The organism is Streptomyces galbus (assembly GCF_005280195.1).
GTDB lineage: Bacteria > Actinomycetota > Actinomycetes > Streptomycetales > Streptomycetaceae > Streptomyces > Streptomyces galbus.
The window spans coordinates 1-585 of record NZ_SZPR01000006.1 but is presented as its reverse complement, the minus strand read 5'-3'; the positions used below and the strand labels follow the sequence as shown (position 1 = coordinate 585).

Sequence of the window (585 nt, the reverse complement as noted above, 5' to 3'; positions counted from 1 at the left end):
AGGTGTCGACCTTGTTGCCGTCCACGTCCACCAGGCCGATCACCGAGCCGATCGCGTCGGTGAGGTAGTAGTAGCTCCTGCCCCCGGTCGTCATGGAGTTGAGCGTGCCCCCGGGCTCGCGGTTGAAGCCCTTGTCCACACCGGCAGTTGACGTCGCGGACAGGCCGAGCGGGCCGTTGTGGAAGTAGGTGTCGCCCAGGCTGATGCGTTCGCTCTGGTCGGTGGAGCCGTACTGGCCCGCGTAGGTCTTTCCGCTCACCGTGATCGACGTCAGCTGGGAGTGGTCGGTGTACGACTCCGCCGTGCGGGCGTAGTCGTCGGTGGAGGAGCCGGCGGTCTCGTTGCCGACCGCGTCGTATGACCAGGGGCCGCTGGAGCTGGACTTGGAGGTCAGTTCCTGGGCGTCGTTGTAGGTGTAGGTGGTGCCTCGGGGGCAGCCGGGGTCGGTGCCCTGGGAGGTGAGGTTGCCGGCCAGGTCGTAGCAGTACTGCCAGGAGTCGACGGTGGCGCCGGCCTTGACCTCGCTGGCGTAGGAGAAGCGGCCCGCGCCGTCGTAGCTGTACGTGCGCTTGCGGCCGGTGACGT

1 pseudogene is annotated in these 585 nt (G+C 67.7%); it reads right to left on the bottom strand.

The window, feature by feature from the left end:
- Nucleotides 1-585: pseudogene (locus E4U92_RS03420) on the bottom strand (RHS repeat-associated core domain-containing protein); the annotation flags it as partial.